Source organism: Streptomyces sp. NPDC056948 (genome assembly GCF_042674225.1).
Classification (GTDB): Bacteria; Actinomycetota; Actinomycetes; order Streptomycetales; family Streptomycetaceae; genus Streptomyces; species Streptomyces purpurascens.
Window position 1 is genome coordinate 1 of the sequence record NZ_JBHUQX010000782.1, and the last position, 1,741, is coordinate 1,741.

Sequence of the window (1,741 nt, forward strand, 5' to 3'; positions counted from 1 at the left end):
GTGGCGTTGTTGCGGACGACGTCCGAGGCGTACGCGAGGCCCGCGCCGACGAGTACGGGCCCGCCGCCGGTGGGCAGCGGGGAGCGGAAGCGATAGCGCGGGCCGAGCGCGGCGGGGCTCGGGAGGCGGGCGCCGGGGATGGCGAAGGCCTTGGGGCCGAAGCCGAGGAGGAACTCCAGATCGCCGGTCGGAACCGGGTGGCCGGGCAGCTCGTCGACGCGTCCTTCGGCGAGGTCGCCCAGCATCCCCGTCACCTCGCGCAGCGCGTCGTCCACGACGGCGGAGTCCGCCGCGGGGTCGGCGCGCAGGAACACCAGTGCGAGGTGTCTGGGTGGGCGGCGGCCGGGTGCGTGGTAGATCCCGTCCTGGAGGGTACTCATCGTCGGCCGCGGAGACCCGCGGGCTGGGCGGGTTGTCCGGCGGCCGCCTCGAACGCCTCTTTCAGCGGTCGTACGACATCGCTGCACACGCTCGCGTCGCGGCAGTGGATCGGACCGGGCGGATCGGGCAGGACCACGAAGTCGCCCGGCGGGACGTCCTTGGGAGCGCCCAGCGCGGCGACGGGGCCCACCTGGACATGGCGTACGACTTGATAGCCGCCGGTGAGCGGGTCTTCTGCCTCGCCCTCGATCACGGTGATGTCGTCCAGGAAGTGCGGGTCCGCGTCCCCGGGGCCGAACTCCAGCCGCTGGTGCAGCCCTTGGCGGCCGCGGCTGAGCCGGATCCAAGGATCGGGGACCGGTCCGCCCTGGAACTGGAAGACCTCGGAGGTGAATGCGTGGATGTACATGCCGATGGGATCGGCGATGGATACGGTCCGCCCGTCGAAGGCGGCGCCCGCCGCGGCCATCGCGGCGGCCGGGTCGGCGTTGCGGCAGGCCAGCGCGGCGAGAGCGGGATCCTGGCGGAAGATCTGGTCGCGTCCGGCCGCCTCCAGCACGCCGGTCGAGGTGCGGCGCGCGTAGGGCTTGGCGCCGAACATCACGATGTAGAGGAGGTCGTCGAGCCCGTTGATGGGGTGGGCCATGAAGAGGGCGTTGACGGCGTTGAGGGAGCCCACGGGAGCGGCCGGGACACCGGCTGCCTGGAGGTCGGGGTGTCCGCCGTGGCCGGTCATCTGACGGGCGAACGCCATCCGGCGCTGTACAGGGCTGAGCACCTTCGGGTTGGCGACCGCGGGACCGTAGAGCTCCTCCCAGCGGGGAGGTTCGCCGCCGAGTGTGTCGGTGACGATGTCACGCAGCAGGTCCGGTGCGTCCTCGGCGAGCACCTGGTAGTACTCGGCCAGTTCGGTGGTCACCTGGACGCGCTTGGGGCGCAGGTTGCCCTGCGCGTCGGGGGCGGTCACGACCGCGTACTCGCAGTACTCGTTGTGGAGCGCGCGTCGTCCGCGGATGCCCCAGTCGGAGAGCTTGCGGGCGGTCGTCTCGTCGAAGCAGAACTCCGGCTCCGCCGGGTTCCCGAACCAGGTGACGGCCACCCGCTGGGCGTCCGGATCGCCGGGTTCGAGGGTGAAGTACGGGCTTGGGTGATCGAGATCGAGGCGTTTGAACTCATCCTCGACCACCTGGTTCCAGCGGCCGAGGACACTGGGGGTCAGCTCGTCGGCGAATCCGGGTGCGGAGAACGATGAGGGCATGTCGGCACCTCCCGGCGGGTCACGGGACCCGCAGGCGACGTAGAACACGAGTAGGATCGTCACGCATAGTATCGAAGCGACCTCGGTGCGTCACCGTTGCCT

Annotated in this window: 1 protein-coding gene and 1 pseudogene; both read right to left on the bottom strand. The window is 71.1% G+C overall.

All coding sequences use genetic code 11. The features are described from left to right. A pseudogene (locus ACFTZL_RS44675) lies at positions 1 to 380 on the bottom strand (hypothetical protein); the annotation flags it as partial. Further along, a complete protein-coding gene (locus ACFTZL_RS44680; RefSeq protein WP_382596309.1) occupies positions 377 to 1,639 on the bottom strand; it encodes a hypothetical protein in 1,263 nt (420 codons plus the stop codon). The pseudogene ACFTZL_RS44675 and the gene ACFTZL_RS44680, both read right to left, overlap by 4 nt. Positions 1,640 to 1,741: the final 102 nt, after the last annotated feature.